Source organism: Wenzhouxiangella sp. YN9 (genome assembly GCF_056324165.1).
The window spans coordinates 165,732-182,541 of sequence record NZ_JBJNIP010000091.1; the positions used below are offsets into that span (position 1 = coordinate 165,732).

Genomic DNA, 16,810 nt, shown 5'->3' on the forward strand with positions numbered 1-16,810 from the left:
AACAGGACTAAAGCAATGACAGTGCCTCGCAGCATGGACCCGGCGAAGCCGGACTTCAACTTATTCAAGTCGCCGTTCTATCTGATCGCCCACGCAGACTTCAAGTACCACGAAGATCTGGACAAGGTGATGGCCAAGGCCGGCGTGGATAGAACGATGTATCGACTCTTGACGGTTCTGATGCAGAACGGTCCGATCAATATCAAGGACGCTTGCGAGCAAGCCTTGCTGAAGCGATCGTCCGGTGGGCGCGCTATCGAGCGAATGCGAGAAAAGGGATGGGTCAAGACGGCTTCGAATGAGGTCGACCAGCGGGTCACGGACGTCAAGCTGACACCGGCCGGAAAGAAGATGGGCCACAGTCTGCTGGAGTTGACAAGCCGTCAGTTGCATCGAGCCGTCGACGGTTTGACTGCCGCAGAGCTGCGTCAGTTCGAAGGGCTGCTGGTCCGGATCATTGAAAACCTGAGCCGCTTGCCGATTGAATGATTGCGAGCTTCTCCCGGCAGGGAGAAGGCTCGCCATGGCGCAACCCGAAGTCTCCACCGAATGGCTTCGGGATTTCCCCGACCAGTCCCGCACTGGAAGGGTTGACAGATCATGAAGGTTGCCGCTGCTGAATGGCGGCTTCCGGGGCTCACTGCAGGTAGTTGCTAACTGCACCGAGCGCTCGACGATGTCAGAGCGTGGTGAGACTGCGTGGCCCGTTTTTGTAACCTAAACACAGAACAACAGGAGTGGTATCGGAATGAAGTGGTCAGCTTCGCGTATGAGTAGCCAGGCCGGAAAGGGCTTCGGCATGTTTGAAGCTGCTGCTCGGCTGCAGCAGTCTGGCGCCGATATCATTCATCTGGAAATCGGGCGCCCATCGAGCGACACGCCAGAGCACATCAAGGAGGCTGCCAAGGCAGCGCTGGATGCAGGCGTGGTGCATTATGGAGACCTGCAGGGCCTGGGGGCGTTGCGCGAGGCGCTCGCCGAGCGCTACTCCAGTCATTATGGTGTTGACTACTCTTCCAGCGAAGTGCTGATTACCAATGGCGTTACCCAGGGCTCGTTTGCAGCGTTCATGGCCACGATCGAGAAGGGTGACGAGGTCATAGTCCTCGATCCATTCTATCCCCAGCACAACTCCAAGATTCTGTTCGCAGGCGGCAAGATCGTGAATGTGCCGCTGAAACTGGTGGACGGCACATTCCGACTTGATGCTGCGGCAGTCGAGCGGGCAATCACGTCTGCTACCAAGATGATCGTGCTGATCAATCCTGCCAATCCCACGGGCACCGTCTACAGCCGGGCGGAGCTGGAGCAGATTGCCGATATTGCAACCGATCATGATCTCCTGGTCCTGTCGGATGAGGTCTATGAGTTCATCACCTTTGACGATCAGCGCCACATCTGCCTGGCGTCCTTGCCCGGGATGAAGGAACGCACGATTACCCTCAGCGCCTTTACCAAGGCTTACGCGATGGATGGCTGGCGTATTGGTTATGCAGCCGCGCCTGAACCCATGATTGCCGAGCTGCGCCGCGTCACCATGAACTCGACCACGCATCCTTGCGTGTTCGCACAGGAGGGCGCGCTTGCCGCAGTCACTGCGTCTCAGGATTGCGTCCGACAGATGGTGGCAGAGGACCAATCGCGTCGGGACCTGGTCGTAGAGGCCCTTAATGCCATTCCCGGGGTCAGCTGTGCGGTGCCCCAGGGAACCATTTACGCGTTCTGCGACATATCCGGCCTGGGTATGGCCGCAGATGACCTGGCGATGCGCCTTCTCGAGGAAGCCCACGTGGCGGTCGAGTCCGGCACGTTCTACACCAGCGACAGCACCGGCAAGGATTACTTGCGCATCTGTTTTGGCTCTGAGCCGTACGACCGGCTGTCCGAGGGCATGGAGCGCCTGACCACCTACCTGAGCAAAGGGGACGTGAAATGACCAGAAAACTGATTTCATCCGGGTCGCGCTTCGAGGAGCTGGCCCGTTATTCCAGGGCGGTTGTCGAAGGCGACCTGGTGGTGGTTTCCGGAACGGTCGGGCCGGACCCGGAGAGCGGCGTCATGCCCGACTCTGTTGAAGAGCAGGCACGAAACAGCTTTGCGACCATCGAGCAGGCATTGAAGCAGGCCGATGCGTCTCTGGCCGACGTGCTTCGCTGCAGCGTTTACGTCACCTCGGCGGAGTACGTGTCTGAGGTCGTTCCTGTGCTGGCGGAGAAGTTTGACGGCATACGCCCGGCCAACACGACGCTGATCTGCCAGATTCCAGTGCCTGGCGCCAAGGTCGAGATCGAGATTCTGGCAAGAACAAAATAGTGGTGGTCGCACGAATGCGCCAGGCCTTGCCCGCATGGTGGCAAGGTCGAGGTCCGGCGCCGATCATCTTTCTGCCAAGCTCCCATTGGCCAAATATTAACAAAGGCTGTTCCCCCGACAGCCGCTCGATGTCACTGCTCATGTCCCACAACACTTCCAATGGCGCCCGTTATCCCTTTTGCTTTCGCGACGTTCCGTCGAAAGCTCCGCTTATTGCGGAGGGAGTTTCTCCCGTCGAGCCTGAACGAGGTATCCATTGACCGATGATGACCATCAGCACCGGGCGGCCTCTCCAGTGAACAATGCGTCGGACAGTGAGGCTTCTCCCCTGGGCGGCATGACGTCGCTGTGGCAGTCAACGGCAGAGAGGTTTGCCGGCAACGCCTGCGCCAGCGGTGATATCGAGACTGACGTCGCGGTAGTTGGCGCCGGCGTGGCCGGGCTGTCGACCGCGTTGCATCTGTCCGAACACGGTACCGACACACTGGTGCTCGAGGCCGAGTCTCCGGGCAGTGCTGCTACGGGCGCAAGCGGAGGCATACTGGCGCCGGAGTTCGTGCGGGACGGGATCGCCAAAGCCTGCCGCTTGCATGGGCAGGAAAAAGGTGAGCGGCTTGCCCGGATGGTTGGCAAGTCAGCGACTTTTACCTTTGACCTGATTTCGCGATATCGGATCGCATGCGATGCTGATCAACGCGGCTTTCTCTCGCCCGCCAGATCGGATCGTGATATCGACTCACTGCGTACGGACGGGCGTGCATGGAGCTCGCTGGGTTTCGACGTCGAGTTCATGGATCCGGGCGAAACAGCCAACGCGATCGGCAGCGATCATTATGGTGGCGCGCTGTTCTTCGAGACCGGTGGCGCACTCAACCCGCTGGCCTACGCGTTGGGCTTGGCACAAGTGCTTCGGGCGGCCGGTGTGCCGGTCTTTACCAACAGCCCCGTGCGCTGCGTGCAAAAAGACGGGGGCGGCTGGCTGATCCGCACCCCTGAAAGCAGCGTCAAGGCGAAACGGGTTGTGCTCGCGGCCAACGGCGGCAACGCGGGTCTGCATCCCGCATTGAGAGGCACGACCCTGCCGCTGCTGGTACACGAATACGCTACCCCACCGCTTTCCAGCGCAGATCGACGCCGCTATTTCGGCAGCGCAATACCCTATACCGACCGCCAGACCTATGTTTTCACCGCGCGACTTGACGGCACGGGCCGAGTGGTATCCGCGCTGCCGGAAGTCTTCCCGAAATGGAGCAGCCGCCGTTTCGCCAGCGAGGCGCGGCGGCGATTCGCAGGTATGTATGGAATGAAGCCGTCGATTGAATACGCCTGGTCGGGCACTGCGCACCTGAATCCCTCTTTGATGCCAACGATCAGCCTGCCCGAGGGCGACCTGAGCCTGCTGGCAATACAGGCCTGCAATGGCCGTGGTCTCGGCGTCAATACGATCCTCGGCAGCGAGGTCGCAAATCTGCTCGCGAGCGGCAACAAGGAAGCGAGCGCCGTCCCAGTGACCAGACCGAAGCCGGTCACCCTGCATTGCGTTGCGTCTTTGATGCCCAGGCTCATCATGTCAGCCGCGCACATGAGAGACCGCTGGCTTTGATCTCGAGCCGGCACCCCGAGCGAGAACGAACTGAACGGCAATTATTGATCCGGCAGCAATCTACCTCGCTGACGGGTGACTGGCGGCCTTCTGGTCGGCGATCCAGTCGTTGACGATCTGCTCAAGCGCCGTCATGGGTATCTGTCCCTGTGAAAGGATCAGATCATGAAATCTTCGGATGTCGAAGGCCTTGCCCAACCGCGCCTTTGCGCGCTTGCGCATTTCCAGGATCTTCAGCTCACCAACCTTGTAGGCCACGGCGCCGGCGGGGGCGCCAATATAGCGGTCGAGTTCAGTATCGATATTGATATCGGCAAGGGCGGTGTTGTCCGTGAAGCAGGCGCGGGCCTGTTCATAGCTCCAGCCCAGGACATGTATGCCGGTATCGACAACCATGCGGCAGGCGCGCCACATCTCCATCGATAGGCTGCCGAATTTCTCGTAAGGCGTAGTGTAAACGCCCATCTCGTGGCCGAGCCGTTCGGCATAGAGTGCCCATCCTTCGCGATAGACCAGCATGTCCCGTGCCTTGCGATAAGAGGGCAGATCAAGGTTCTCACTGGTCAGGGCGCTGTGGGTATGGTGACCCGGGGCCGCTTCATGCAGGGCCAGGGACGGAATCTCGTAGAGCGGGCGCTGGTCCAGCTGGGAGGTGTTCACCAGAAAGCGGCCGGGCTGGCCGCTGGAGAAGTCGCCGCCGGAATAGCGTGCGGTGGTGTAGTTGCTCTCCACATCGCGCGGGACCGGCACCACGGCAAAGGGCTGGCGCGGGAGAACGCCGAAATACGCAGACAGAACGGCGTCAATGCGCTTGGACGCAACGGCGGCGAAGTCGAGAAGCTCCTGGCGGGTCTCTGCGTAGAATCGTGGATCGGTTCTCAGGTGTTTCAGCCAGTCTTCAAAGTTGCCGGTAAAACCGGTGCTTTCAATCACCTGCTGCATTTCGGCGCGGATCCTTTCAACTTCGCTGTTGCCGAGTTCGTGGATCTCTTCGGCCGTCAAATCGGTAGTGGTGTAGTAGTCGAGCAGGAAATCATAATAAGCACGGCCCTCGGGGATGGAGCTTATTCCGATCGAGGCGCGGGCTGCCTGGCGATACTGCCCGTCAATGAAGTCGAGCATCGACTGTTGCGCGGGCCTTACGGTCTTTGCGATGACCGAACGACCTTCGGCCAGCAGCCGCTCGCGCACCTTTGTCGGCACGTGCTCGGGCAGATGCCTGATGGGGTCCAGAAGGCCATCCTCCTGGATCGGACGCTTGACCTGCGCACCGAGAACGTTGACGGCAACATCGACTACCCGGCCGGGATGAGTCCAGCCGGTGGCCATGCCGCGCTCCAGATTGCTGCGTTGCTCTTGAAAATAGCGTGGCAGATCGCGCAGCTGGCTCAGCCAGATTTGCGCATCGTCTGCATCGTCAAGTCTGGTGTTGCGCGCTGTGTAATAGGGCACATTGTAAAAGCCTTCGTGTGCAACAAAGGCGAATCGGTGCTCGTCGAAGGCGAGACCCTGCAAGCGCCAATCGACCACCTGGGTGAGGTAGCGGGCGTTCAGCTGTTCATCTGCCGACAGGCGCTCGTCCGGCAGAGCGTCAAGCCTGCGGCGCAGGCTCTCGAGGTCGTGCTGATAAGACTGCAAATCCTTCGGCAGCTCCTTGGGCCATCCGTTCTGTCCCGACGGTACGTCCGAGCGGCCGGCGACCGTGCGGTGATTTGCGGTGATGTCTCGGTACTCTGCTTCCAGCTCAGACAAGCTGCCTGCGAGCACGCCAGTGGAAAGGCAGAGCAAGGTTGCCACTGCGGGCACAAAGGCAGAGCGTTTGAACCAAGAGGCCGGGTGCGGGTCTGAAATGGTCATCAACAGGCTCCATCGATACTGTGGCCTCACCACGTGCGCTGTCAGAGTATCTGATCAGGGTCTGTGGCAAGCGTAATTGCGCTCCATGCAACGCGCGAGTGCTTCCGGAACGGCTGGCCCGTCCAAAAAGGGCCTTCCCGGACCGAGGCAGACCAGCTCGTCTGCGCGGAGTCATTGTAACCACATTCAGCCCCATGTTCACATTAACGCGGGGCTATGGTGTCGCGTCGCCGTGAGCTGAGCCGTTGCGCTGCGGGCCATTGCAGTGCAGGGATATGGGATTATATTCATGTGAATCTGGTTGGACATGGCTGGAGCGTTGTGCTAGAGTTTTTGGCCGCATTCGGGAGTTCAAGAGTGCGCGGGCGAGACATGCGGTCAGGCACTGCTGGTGTGCCTGTTCGTTACCGAAGTAGATCCAGATGAGTGAGGCATTTCAGGAAAATCCATGATGCGACATTATGCTTTGAGTCTGTTGGTGGTCCTGTTGATGGTTGTCAGCGGGCCGACACTTGCTGAAACGACAAGAGCGCAGGCGGAAGAACAGCTCACGCGGTTTTATTCTTTGCCTCACTTGATCGGAACCGCCCCGGAAAACGTCCAGTGGCGGGCAGACGGGCAGGCGTTCGCCTACCTGTGGAACGATGAAGGCTATGACTTCCGCGATCTCTGGCTCCATGACCTGGATCGAGACGCGCCCATCCGGCTCACCCGCCTTTCCGGGGACGCCCGTTATGTGGAAAATGCTCACGGTATTACCGACTTTGCCTGGCTTGCCGACGGTGCTCTTGCCTACGTGCTCGATGGCGACCTTTATATCCGTGCACGCGATGGCAGTATCACCCGCCTGACGGAGACGCCCGCCAAAGAAGAACAACTGCAAGCAGCCCCGGACGGTGGTGCGTTCAGCTTTGTGCGCAATGGTGATCTGTGGCTTTATTCCGTGGCTGAACAGAGCAGCCGGCGTCTGGTCGAGCTGCCCTTTGAACGTCAGTTCATCGCTCGTCACGCCTGGTCTCCCGATGGCAAGCGTATTGCCTTCATTCAAGCCGACATGACCAGCGTGCCCCTTCGTGAAGTGCCCTATTACTCAGACGGAAAGAATCGCTCACGCAAGCTGAGTCGTGCCTTTCCAGGCGATCATACCGGCCGCTACCGGATCGGCCTGGTCGCTGCCGAAGGCGCCGACCCCCTATGGGTCGAGCATCCGGCGGAGAATCCCATTCGAAGCTTCGAGTGGTCAGCCAGTGGCAAGAAACTCATGGTCGACAGTTCGACGTTTCTTCTGGAGACGCGCACGATCCGCATTTACGACGCGAAGTCGGGGCAGGCCACGGTGTTTTATGAAGAACACGAACCGCGGCAGCTTGATCCGGCCTGGTCCTCCGCCTGGGCGCCGGATGACAACGGCCTGGTGATTGTCAGTGACCGCGAAGGCTGGTACCACCTTTTTCACAAGCCGCAGCCGGACCAGAAACCCAGGCGCATCACCACGGGTAACTGGGAGGTGGCAGATTTCGCGGTGGATTCCGAGAATGATCAGATCTATTTCACCGCCAACCGCGACCATCCTGGTGAACGGCAGCTCTATCGGATCGCCATGAAGGGTGGGACCCCCGAAGCCGTCGGCCAGATGCCGGGTACGCATGCGCCAACGTTTTCCCCGGATTTCGCCCATGCCGTCGACCTCGCCTCCAATGACGTCACTCCGCCTGATCTGTACTTGCTCAAGCTCAGCGATGGAGTAAGCAGCCGCAAGATCACTGATTCCCCGTTGGCGGAATTCGATGACCATGCGTGGGCAAAAGTGCGCTATATACATTTCGACAGCCATGTGGACGGGGCCGAAGTGGTCGCCCGCATGATTCTGCCGCCGGACTATGACGAAAACAAAGAATATCCGCTGATTGTCGGCTCGGTTTACTCAAATGCCGTACGCGCCCAGTGGGGCGGGCGTGACGCTCACCCGACATGGGGCCTTGACCAGGCTCTGGCGAGGCACGGCTATATCATCCTCAACGTCGATGTGGCCGGCAGCTGGGGCCAGGGCAAGGAATTCCGTCAGCGCTTGCTCGCGGGTTACGGCGTCAGAGATATCGATGACCTGGAAAGCGGTGTCCGCTATCTGGTGGACAAGGGCATGGTCGATCCGGATCGAGTCGGAATCTGGGGCTCGAGCTATGGCGGTCTCATGACGCTGATGTCGCTGTTCAAAAAGCCCGGGCTCTATGCTGCAGGGGTTGCCGGTGCGCCAGCCTCCAATGTATGGCACGCCTATCCAGGCCAGATGTGGACGCTCGGCCACACGGTTCATGACAACTATGAGCGCTACAAGATGCAGGCGGCACAACACCATGCCGCGGGCCTGGAAGATCATCTGATGATCATCCACGGCAATGCGGATGTCGTTGTGCTCTACGGCGATACCCTGGATCTGGTCGACCGCCTGATGGAAAACGAGAAGACCTTCGAGCTGGTCACCATTCCCGGCAGCAGTCATGCCTGGGATGTGGACAACCTCACGCAGACGAGGTTTGCGTTTCGCAAGATGCTGGACTTCTTCGATCGTCATCTGAAACCGGATACACAGTAGGACAACTCGATGCGAATAAACGCTTGCAAAGGCATTGTTGCGGTCGTGTGTCTCCTGGCTGCTTTCGGGGTGACCGCGGATGTGCAGAAACTGGGGGCGGATTTCTGGGCGTGGCGAGCGGCGACGCAGCCGGCCACGTCAGACGATATTCCGCGCATTGTGCGCCCGGATTCCTTCACGCCCGACTGGTCTCCCGAAGCAGTTGCCAAGCGCTACGACAAGCTGCAGTCATTGGAGCAGCGCTGGCAGGCGCTTGCCGGAGAGGAGAGGACGGCAGCTCAGGAAGTCGACTATCGACTGGTGGGCTCGGCTCTGGCTCGCGTCCGCTGGGAGCTTGATCACGTTGCGGCCTGGAAGCGACAGCCGGGATTCTACGTGCAACAGGCGCTGGGGCCCGTCTTCGAGGTTCTGCTTCCACCGCCACCGGTCGATGCCAGCCGCATCCGACAGGTGATCCACCTGCTCGATCACGCCCCAGCCACACTGGCAGCGGCACAAGAGAACCTGACGGACATGCGCGGGCCATTTGTCCGGGCAACATTTCCCGAGCTTCGGCGGATTCCTCACAGTCTCCACGGCATGGTCGACGGGCTGGCTCCGTTTGCCGACAAGCAACAGGCCCAGAGCCTTAGGGCAAGCGCCGAGAAAGCCATTGCCGCCTTTGCCGAGTACGAAGCGTTTCTTGAGCAAGCCGTCGGCAGCCTGCCTCAGAAAACGGCCGTGGGCCGTGAAAGCTACGAGTTCTTTCTCAACGAGGTCGCGCTGTATCCCTATTCGCCCGAGGAGATCGCGCGTATGGGCGAGCAGGAGTGGGCAAGGATCGTCGCCTTCGAGGCTCTCGAGAAGCAGCGCAACAAGAGTGAAGCGCCTCTTGACCGACGTACCGACATCAGCCAGGTCATCGCCGACGTCGACCGCCGAGAGCTCGAGGTTCGGGCCTTTCTGAAAGACAGGGGAGTCCTGTCCATCGGCAATCAGGTTGGTCACTACAGCGCCCAGGCATTTCCCGCTTACTTGAAGCCGATCGGCTGGTTGGGACGAACGTTCGATCTCACATCTCCTGATCGCCTCGACGAGAACGCAACGGTCTATATCCCCGAGCCTTCTGATCACATGGGCTACTTCAACACCACGTTTACCCAGGACCCGCGCCCGGTTATCGTTCATGAGGGCGTGCCCGGTCACTACATGCAGTTGGCCATTGGCTGGGCTCATCCCAATCCTCTGCGTCGGCATTACTATGATTCGGGCGCCAATGAGGGCACCGGGTTCTACGCCGAAGAAATGATGCTTCAGGCAGGCCTGTTCGAGGATGCGCCGAAGACACGCGAGATCATCTACAACTTCTCGCGCCTGCGCGCCCTGCGTGTGGATGTGGACGTCAAGCTCGCGCTAGGGATTTACAGCCTTGAAGAGGCGGCTGAAGTGCTGGAAACAAAGGTTCCGATGGACGGGCCAACCGCGCTCCATGAGGCAGTGTTCTTCTCCGCCACTCCCGGGCAGGCCCTGAGCTACCAGATCGGCAAGCTGCAGATGATCGAGTTCATGTCTGAAGCGCGCATGAGAGAAGGCGATGACTTCAGTATCCAGGCGTTTCACGACTTTGTCTGGCGCAATGGCAACGTTCCCATCGCTTTGCAGAAGCTGGAGTATTTTGCCGATCCAGACCAACGCCCGCCCGCCGACTAGGGTTTTGTACCAACGGCCGCAACGGCTCTCAGCCTGGGGTGCTGCGCATATACGCACGTCGCCAGGAGCGATCAATCGCTCCGAGATGATGCAGCCAAAGCCGCAGGCGCGACTCCGGCCAGGGAGCTGCCGGGCTGACCATCCTGCCCCGGATGTTGCGGACGTTTTCACCGGGTCGCGAAAAAGCTAAAACCGTAAACCCAGGAGGCCAAGGCCCGTGGAACTTATCGATACAATATTCTTGCCCGGTTCGTTGTGGTTCATCATGCTGTCGATCGGCCTGAGCCTGACCATTGACGACTTCAAGCGAGTATTTACCGACCGGCGTGCCCTGTATGTCGGCGTGCCCAGCATGCTCATCGTTCCGCCCCTGGTCGGACTTGTGATGGCCTATCTGTTTGCGCCATCACCGGAGCTGGCCGTAGGCTTCATCCTGCTGGCGACCTGTCCTGGGGGCATGCTGTCCAATCTGATGACAGACTTCGTCAAGGGCGATCTGGCCTTGTCATTGTCGCTGACGATTGTCATCAGCATGGTCTACATTCTGGTCATCCCGTTTTATGCGCACTTTGCCGTTCTGCATTTTCTGGGAATGGAAACCAGCATTGATGTTCCTCTGCTTGGTTTTGTCTGGAAGGTATTCAGTATCACCTTGATACCCGCCACGCTCGGCCTGCTTTTGAGAACCTTCAAGGAGTCGATCGCGCTGAAACTCAAGGGGCCAGTCAAGCTTCTCGCGACCGCCGTGCTCGTCGTCGCCTTCGGCTTCATTCTGGCAGACCAGGTGGCGGTCCTGAAAGCTCACCTCGGCGACCTCGTGTTGATCACGCTCGGCATGAACCTGATTGCGCTGGTCGTTGCCTTCGCATTGACGCGCAAGTTCGGGTTGACCATGGCGCAGACCAAGGCGATCTGCATCGAGCACATGATTCGACAGGAAGGCACGGCAATTTTCATCGCAGTGACCATTATCGGCAGCCGCGAGATGTCCTTGCCGATGATCATGAATACCCCGATTGCCCTGATGCTCTGCATCCTGTTTGTGCTGACATTCAGGAAAACGGATGCGCAAGAAGCGCGGAAGTTAACCGGTTCTTCTGCTTAGGCCGGGGGACATCCACAAGCAGGGTCTTTTGATGGAGCCGGCATTGCCGGGTTTCCTCGTCTGGTCTGGTGCAGCATTTGACAAAGAAATCTGGGGGGTAAGGTTGAAATATAGGGCGTTGTTCAATGTTTCGATCTTCATCATCCAGCAGGAGGGCTTTCAAATGGGCTTGCGAATTTTCATTGCTATGGCTTGCGTTTTGGCAGCTTTGACAGATCTTCGGGCAAACGAGCCGGGTGCTTGGTGGGACATCTGTGACTCTTGCGTCACCGAGGAGGATTTTCATCATCGAGCGCTACAGGTGCCACAGCCGTATACAGAAGTCTACGTCACCAACAGCAGCACAAACGAAACTCGGTATTACCTCCGGACAATTGTTCTCGACGATCTCCGGGGAGAGCACAGGGTAACGATTACTGCATACCGGCAGTCGATGTCCACGCAGGAATTGCAAGCTTTCGCGGAGGCAGTCGAGAACTCGGGAGTGGTGTTCGTTTCAATCGGCCGGGACAGCGTGGATGGATGGGCCCCGAGCGGTCGCGAGTCGGTTGGCGGCGACCTGGAGTCCGGCAGGCTCAGCTCGGCCTTTTTAAGTGGCCTGAGAACTTATTTGTTATTGAAGAATTTTCTGGGAACCACTTCACAGATCTCTACGCAGACATCAATCAACCTAGGAATACTGAGCTATGACTTGCAGGTCGATCCGAACCGTGACCTGCGTTCCCTGCCGCTTGTAATCAAGGTCAACTATCCGTCCGGCTCCACCCTCCAGATAACGCTGTCACCAGACTTCTCGAGTTGGTCGGAACTGGAGATCAGGGATGACGCTGGCGCAGAGATTCCTGTTGAAGACCCCAACGATCCGAGCGGCATCTCGCCCGTGGCTCCATTTGATGGCATCGAGATGTATTTCGATACCCCTAATACCCGGTTCATTCGAAGGCTGACCCAAACTTTGAGCGGTGGTGGGTATTCGTGCACGTCCAGAATCACTGACGGTAATGGCATTAATGTGATCTGCACCTTGCATTGAGACCCCGACGTGTGGTGCCGGGGCCGGCGGGCACACGCACATCTTCAGAGGGCAAAAGTCGGGCAGGGCTCGGCAAGTCAGGGTGATGAGCATACCGGCGGCGGTTAACGTCGCCGGTATGGTGCGCTACTTTGACTCCGTTGTGCGCATCAGCGAGGATCGAGGCCGGGGAATTTGGAGAGCAGTGACCCGGCGCGACCATGACCATGTCTATCGCCTCGCTGGATGTGGCCGCCGTGGCTGAAATGGGCACTTTCGTGCCGCCGGCAATGCCCACCGTGGCGCTCACCATGCAACTTGATTCCAGTGTGTCGAATTCCCCGTCGCCTCCCATCGACTGATCCAGGACGACATCGGGATGGTCACACCTCTGCCAGCTACGATGCCCCCCAGGGCACCCTGGTATGAAGCCAGGATGTCTTGCGCCTGTGTGGCTGATTCGGTGCGGAAGTTCTAATTCGCTTTATTTGCCAAGCTGGTTGTTGGGGCAGCCATGGCAAGAAGAAACGCTGCAAGCATGATTGAAGTCAGGCGTTTCTTGGCTTTACTTCCACAAAGCTGTGTTTACCCCTTGATGCCTGCCGGTCATGAGCCGACGCTCGTGACGCTAACAAAGAAAGAGACGAGGTCAAATTGAGTCTGGGAGGTGCCTGTGATCAAAGCCGGCACACCGACGTCGAGCACGTAAGTGTCAATCTAAAGTAGAAAAGCCTCTTTCAGTATTCAATCTGCGGTCAGGCTGGGTTCGCTTTCAGGGGTGGTCGGTGCAGTTTGTGGGGCCAGTGAGGGCTCCCGGCAATCGGGCATGCCATCCAGCACATGGGCGCGGGCCCGTTGGTCGGTTAAACTGTCTGGCCGGCGCCCGCACCAGCGGCTTCGCTCGTGCCGGCGATTTTCAGAAAATCTGCAAATCTCCAAACAGGCAAGCTTATGACGCGAAATATCATGATGATCTGTGTGGCCGCGCTGGTCGCAGTAGCCGCCGCTACGGTTCAGGCCGAAGACACGTCGGCCGAGTACCGCCGCGCCGTGGCTCTGCTGGAATCGACGCCCTTGATTGATGGCCATAACGACGTGCCCTGGCAGTACCGCGTGCGTGCCGACAATCGGCTCGAAGGCATTGATTTCACCGGTGATACTACCCAGCTTGATCCACCCATGCATACTGATCTGCCGCGGCTTCGCGCCGGCCGGGTCGGCGGTCAGTTCTGGTCGGTTTACGTCGATCCGGCGTTTGTCGGCCCGGAAGCCGTGCAGGTCCAGATCGAGCAGATCGATACTGCGCGCCGCCTGATCGAGCGCCATGACGAGCTGGAGTGGGTGACGACGGCTGCCGGGATCGAGCGTGCTTTCGAGGCCGGACGCATCGCCTCCCTGCTCGGCCTGGAGGGCGGCCATACCCTGGACAACTCCCTGGCCAACCTGCGCGCCTACTACGGCCTGGGCGCGCGCTATCTGACGCTGACGCACTGGCAGTCGCATGACTGGGCGGATGCAGCAACCGACGCGCCGCGCCACGGTGGCCTGACCGACTTCGGCCGCGAGGTGGTGCGCGAAATGAATCGCCTGGGCATGCTGGTGGACCTTTCGCACGTCAGCCCGGCGGTCATGCACGATGCGCTGGAAGTTACCGCCGCGCCGGTGATCTTTTCACACTCCTCGGCGAAGGGCGTGACCGCGCACCCGCGCAATGTGCCCGACGAGGTGCTCGACCAGCTGCCCGACAACGGCGGTGTGGTGATGGTCACTTTCGTGCCCGGTTTCATCAACGATACCGTTCGCCAGTGGGGCGCCCGTCAGGAAGGCGAGCGTGCCCGACTTGAGGCGTTGTATCCCGAAAGTGTCGAGCGCGTCGAGGCCGGCATGGAGGAATGGCTCGATGCCAATCCCCGGCCGCAAGCGACGCTGGTCGATGTGGCTGACCATATCGACTATATTCGTGATCGTATCGGTGCAGAATATATCGGCATCGGCGGAGATTTCGACGGTATTTCATCGACCCCGGAAGGCCTGGAGGATGTCTCCACCTATCCAGCCCTGTTGGCCGAGCTGATTCGGCGCGGTTACAGCGATGAAGAGCTCAAGGGAATCATCGGCGAGAATCTGATGCGCGTTCTGCGCCAGGCCGAGGAGGTTTCGCAGCGGCTGCGGGCCCAGCGACCGGCCTCGGACGCCAAGTTCGGCGACTTTGTCGAAACGGATGCTTGATGCTCGACCGGGCCGGCCGCTGCCGGTTCGGGTCGATGCGGGAATGATCTGAACCCGGAGCCGCCCATGGAAAAGCCTCGACCAGACCGACAGACAGCTGGCGCAGCCAGTGACCTGAAGCGGCCCGGCACCTCAGCGTGCCGGCTTGTGGCTCTGGCCATGTTGGCGCTGAGCCTGGCGGCCGTGAGCCCGCTTCGGGCCCAGGTGCCCGATCAGTTCATGCGCCTGGTCGAAGACGAGTCGGGCCAGCCGAAGTCCCTGCAGGTGGCGCTGGCGCATTATCGCGACGCTCAGGGTCGGGCGCTGCATCTTGTCGGCGCCATTCACGTGGCCGAGCGCGCGTATTTCGAGAGTCTGCAGCGGCGCTTTGATGACTATGACGTTGTCCTCTACGAACTGGTGGGTGATCCGAAGGGCGGCGAGCGCCCGGCAGGCATCGGGCTCAATCTGGTCGGGCTGATGCAGGGCGGCATGAAAGAAGCGCTCGGGCTCAGCTTCCAGCTCGAGCAGATTGATTACGATCACCCCCGCTTTGTGCACGCCGACATGACGGTCGCCGAGTTCGACGACAGCATGAAGCGCCGCAATGAAAGCTGGATCGGAACCTTTCTGCAGATGTGGGCCGCCTCGGCGGTGACCGAAAGCGCGGCCGCCCAGCAGGCCCAGATGCTGCAAGTGCTGCTGGCCGATGATCGGCAGTTGGCCTTCAAGCGCATGATGGCCGAGTCGCTGGTCGATCAGGCGCGCGTCCTGGAGCTGCTCGGCCAAGAGGACGGCTCGGTGCTGATCACCGAGCGTAACCGCAAGGCGCTGTCGGTTCTTGACCGCGAACTGGGTAAGGGTGCTCGCAATCTGGCGCTGTTCTACGGCGCCGGCCATCTGCCCGATTTTCATCGCCGCCTGACCGCGGAAGCGGGCTTTAAGCTCGAGTCTGTCGAATGGCTGGACGCCTGGGATCTGAGCGGCGAATGAGCCTGGCGGAAGATTCGACCCTGCCGACCCGGTTTCGCTATCGTCTCAGCCCCGTCAACATGCGGCGCGGCCTGTGGATTGTTGCCGGTTCGCTGGCGGTGCTGATCACCCTGGGTACGCTGGGGTCTGAAAGCCTGACCGAGACCATGCTCAAAGACCTGCAGCAGCAGCCCGTCTGGGCGCTGGCGGCAGCGCTTGTGGGCATCATCGCGCTGAGCGCGCTGCTGGCCCATGTCGCGGGTCTGGCCAGAAAATCGAAACTGATCGTTGATGCAAACGGCATTCGTTGCTCGCCCCATCGGCATCACGGCCCGAATAGCTGGCTGCGGCAGGACTGGCAACTGCCCTGGACGGCTATTGACCGTGCCGTTGTCCAGCGACCGGACGTGAGTGCACGGCAAGCCCAGAGCTGGATCAACACCACGCTGGTGCTTGAAAGCGGCCAGCAGGAGTACGCTATGGCGCTGCTGTTATGGGACCCAGTGGGCGAGCCGCTGAAGCGGCCCGACCTGATGGCCTTCAGATCGGGCGGGCGCCTGCATGAGCTGACCGAGTCACATCCCCTGATCCAGCACCTTAAGCGCCGCGGTATCGAAGTTGAATATCGGCCGCTGGGGTTTCGGGGGCGTCTGGGCATGGCCAAGCCTTCCAGAAAGCGGCCCAAGGCGCGCCCCGGCGACGCGCCGGTGGATCTGCTGAACTTCCGGTCGCTGATCATCATGCTTGTGCTGACGGCGGTGCTGGCGCTGGCCGCGGCGCTTCACTTCGTGGCGCTGGCGCCGATTCGCCCACTGTGGTCACCCGATTTTGGTTCGCTGGCGCTGGCTGCAGGCGTGGTGTTTTTGGCCGGCGCGATACTGTCGCACCCGGCCCCTTTACGTGAAAGATTGGTTGTGGCGCTCCTGCTCGGCGCGAGCGTTGGCCTGCTTGCTCACCCGCTCTCGGTTCGCGTGGCGGCAATGACAGCCGCCAGTCCGCAAACTGCTGATTACATCATGGAAGCGCCGGGAAAATTCCAGCCGATTGACGCTGACCTTCCCACGCTTGATTTGAGCGACCTGGACGTTCCTGAATACTGGCGCAGTCTGTCGCCGGGCGCCGCACATCCTTTCGACCTGCAGCGAGTGGACGAGGAGCGTTATATTCTCAGGCTCGGCCCGTTATTCGAGCGAACCCGAGCCTTCTATGCCAGTGCCGGCCCGGATTCTCCATAGCCCTGGGTTTGCTGTCAACCCAAAGTAGAAATGTCCCCTTTTCTCCAAAGTAGAAATGTCCCCTTCGTTTTCATGTGATGCGGTCGGGGTAGGCTCGCTTCCAGGGGTGGTCGGGTGGTGGTTTGTAGGCAGGCTTTGCGGCTTGCTGCTGTCTGATCTGGTCAACCCGGTTGCTGACGGACTTCTCGTCTTCGATTGGAATGGGCGGCTCGCCTTCGGCTAG

General features: G+C 59.9%; 13 protein-coding genes. 12 read left to right on the forward strand and 1 reads right to left on the reverse strand.

Annotation, left to right across the window (positions count from 1 at the left end; all coding sequences use genetic code 11):
* Positions 1–15: 15 nt before the first annotated feature.
* From ACEWQ0_RS07985 to ACEWQ0_RS08000, 4 genes are all read left to right on the forward strand, one after another.
* Positions 16–489 carry a MarR family winged helix-turn-helix transcriptional regulator gene (locus ACEWQ0_RS07985; RefSeq protein WP_476482620.1) on the forward strand — a complete coding sequence of 158 codons (474 nt, stop codon included), beginning with the start codon at positions 16–18 and terminating at the stop codon, positions 487–489.
* 280 nt (positions 490–769) lie between these two features.
* Positions 770–1,936 (forward strand): pyridoxal phosphate-dependent aminotransferase, encoded by a 1,167-nt coding sequence (locus tag ACEWQ0_RS07990; RefSeq protein ID WP_476485018.1) that lies wholly within the window; start codon positions 770–772, stop codon positions 1,934–1,936.
* Complete coding sequence (locus ACEWQ0_RS07995) at positions 1,933–2,313, forward strand: RidA family protein (RefSeq protein ID WP_476485019.1); 381 nt, start codon at positions 1,933–1,935, stop codon at positions 2,311–2,313. Before ACEWQ0_RS07990 ends, ACEWQ0_RS07995 begins: the two co-directional genes overlap by 4 nt.
* A 256-nt stretch (positions 2,314–2,569) precedes the next feature.
* Entirely contained in the window at positions 2,570–3,916 is a 1,347-nt protein-coding gene (locus ACEWQ0_RS08000; protein WP_476485020.1) for an NAD(P)/FAD-dependent oxidoreductase, read from the forward strand.
* Positions 3,917–3,976: 60 nt separating this feature from the next.
* Here ACEWQ0_RS08000 and ACEWQ0_RS08005 read toward each other — a convergent pair whose 3' ends face one another.
* On the reverse strand, positions 3,977–5,668 hold the full coding sequence (locus ACEWQ0_RS08005; protein WP_476485021.1) for a DUF885 domain-containing protein: 1,692 nt from the start codon (positions 5,666–5,668) through the stop codon (positions 3,977–3,979).
* 553 nt (positions 5,669–6,221) lie between these two features.
* On the opposite strand from ACEWQ0_RS08005, the gene ACEWQ0_RS08010 reads away from it, so the two are divergent.
* From ACEWQ0_RS08010 to ACEWQ0_RS08045, 8 genes are all read left to right on the forward strand, one after another.
* Positions 6,222–8,366, forward strand: a complete 2,145-nt coding sequence (locus ACEWQ0_RS08010) for a S9 family peptidase (RefSeq protein WP_476485022.1) — start codon at positions 6,222–6,224, stop codon at positions 8,364–8,366.
* Between the two features lie 9 nt (positions 8,367–8,375).
* Complete coding sequence (locus ACEWQ0_RS08015; protein WP_476485023.1) at positions 8,376–10,055, forward strand: DUF885 family protein; 1,680 nt, start codon at positions 8,376–8,378, stop codon at positions 10,053–10,055.
* Positions 10,056–10,272: 217 nt separating this feature from the next.
* Positions 10,273–11,160 (forward strand): bile acid:sodium symporter family protein, encoded by an 888-nt coding sequence (locus tag ACEWQ0_RS08020; RefSeq protein ID WP_476485024.1) that lies wholly within the window; start codon positions 10,273–10,275, stop codon positions 11,158–11,160.
* 31 nt (positions 11,161–11,191) lie between these two features.
* The gene (locus ACEWQ0_RS08025; RefSeq protein WP_476485025.1) at positions 11,192–12,193 is read left to right on the forward strand and encodes a hypothetical protein; all 1,002 of its coding nucleotides are present in this window, start codon (positions 11,192–11,194) and stop codon (positions 12,191–12,193) included.
* Positions 12,194–12,393: 200 nt separating this feature from the next.
* Positions 12,394–12,534 (forward strand): hypothetical protein, encoded by a 141-nt coding sequence (locus ACEWQ0_RS08030; RefSeq protein ID WP_476482629.1) that lies wholly within the window; start codon positions 12,394–12,396, stop codon positions 12,532–12,534.
* A gap of 589 nt (positions 12,535–13,123) precedes the next feature.
* Positions 13,124–14,401 carry a dipeptidase gene (locus tag ACEWQ0_RS08035; protein ID WP_476485026.1) on the forward strand — a complete coding sequence of 426 codons (1,278 nt, stop codon included), beginning with the start codon at positions 13,124–13,126 and terminating at the stop codon, positions 14,399–14,401.
* Positions 14,402–14,560: 159 nt separating this feature from the next.
* Positions 14,561–15,373 (forward strand): hypothetical protein, encoded by an 813-nt coding sequence (locus ACEWQ0_RS08040; protein ID WP_476485027.1) that lies wholly within the window; start codon positions 14,561–14,563, stop codon positions 15,371–15,373.
* Positions 15,370–16,587 (forward strand): hypothetical protein, encoded by a 1,218-nt coding sequence (locus ACEWQ0_RS08045; protein WP_476482632.1) that lies wholly within the window; start codon positions 15,370–15,372, stop codon positions 16,585–16,587. The genes ACEWQ0_RS08040 and ACEWQ0_RS08045 overlap by 4 nt, the downstream gene beginning before the upstream one ends.
* Positions 16,588–16,810: the final 223 nt, after the last annotated feature.

Bases quoted from the DNA above. Each gene is read 5' to 3' on its own strand.
- ACEWQ0_RS07985 (WP_476482620.1), top strand. From the start codon at position 16: ATGACAGTGCCTCGCAGCATGGACCCGGCGAAGCCGGACTTCAACTTA.
- ACEWQ0_RS07990 (WP_476485018.1), top strand. From the start codon at position 770: ATGAGTAGCCAGGCCGGAAAGGGCTTCGGCATGTTTGAAGCTGCTGCT.
- ACEWQ0_RS08030 (WP_476482629.1), top strand. From the start codon at position 12,394: ATGACCATGTCTATCGCCTCGCTGGATGTGGCCGCCGTGGCTGAAATG.
- ACEWQ0_RS08040 (WP_476485027.1), top strand. From the start codon at position 14,561: ATGTTGGCGCTGAGCCTGGCGGCCGTGAGCCCGCTTCGGGCCCAGGTG.
- ACEWQ0_RS08015 (WP_476485023.1), top strand. From the start codon at position 8,376: ATGCGAATAAACGCTTGCAAAGGCATTGTTGCGGTCGTGTGTCTCCTG.
- ACEWQ0_RS08025 (WP_476485025.1), top strand. From the start codon at position 11,192: ATGGAGCCGGCATTGCCGGGTTTCCTCGTCTGGTCTGGTGCAGCATTT.
- ACEWQ0_RS08045 (WP_476482632.1), top strand. From the start codon at position 15,370: ATGAGCCTGGCGGAAGATTCGACCCTGCCGACCCGGTTTCGCTATCGT.
- ACEWQ0_RS08035 (WP_476485026.1), top strand. From the start codon at position 13,124: ATGACGCGAAATATCATGATGATCTGTGTGGCCGCGCTGGTCGCAGTA.
- ACEWQ0_RS08010 (WP_476485022.1), top strand. From the start codon at position 6,222: ATGATGCGACATTATGCTTTGAGTCTGTTGGTGGTCCTGTTGATGGTT.
- ACEWQ0_RS07995 (WP_476485019.1), top strand. From the start codon at position 1,933: ATGACCAGAAAACTGATTTCATCCGGGTCGCGCTTCGAGGAGCTGGCC.